General features: G+C 63.8%; 1 pseudogene. It reads left to right on the top strand.

Going from position 1 to position 528, the window contains the following annotated elements:
• Positions 1-528, top strand: a pseudogene (locus TU76_RS24310) (DUF4329 domain-containing protein); the annotation flags it as partial.

The raw sequence follows: 528 nt of genomic DNA, 5'->3' as shown, positions 1-528 counted from the left end.
TCCGCTTTCGGTTTTTATGGTTGCGATGGTCTTTACCGCGACCCGTCGCAGATACCCGCGCAACAGGCCGCCGTGTTCAAGAACTTCATGCACCCCGATGCCCTGCAAAAGGGCATTGCAGCGGCGCAGGCCCATGCCGGCCCGGGGGCGACTCACGCCTTGCCACTGTATATCGCGACCCGCGACGGGGCTTTGCTGGAGTTTGTGTCGCCCTTCCTCGCTGTCGAGCACGCCCTGTTTGCCCGGCTGTCGGCAGCCGAAGGCGGCGGGCTGTCTATCCTGCGCGACCTGCTGGCCGGTGTCGAAACCGTTCAGGGGCTGATTCGTTCGCTGGCCAGTGCAGGCCAGCTGAGCGTGCTGCAAACCAGCGATGTGTGGAGTACCGAAGGCCGTGTCGATGCGCACTGGCAGCCTTTCAGCGGGTTTGAGCGGCGGGCGCTGAGTCCTTTCTTTATCAGCGCCGACGATGCGGCGCGTTATGTCCATGCCCGGATGGCCGGACGCCAGGATAAAGTCTACGGCGGGCTT

Origin of the sequence: Pseudomonas psychrophila (genome assembly GCF_001043005.1) — a bacterium.
GTDB lineage: Bacteria > Pseudomonadota > Gammaproteobacteria > Pseudomonadales > Pseudomonadaceae > Aquipseudomonas > Aquipseudomonas psychrophila.
The sequence above is the reverse complement of the archived record's forward strand: the minus strand, read 5'-3'. Positions and strand labels throughout refer to the sequence as shown.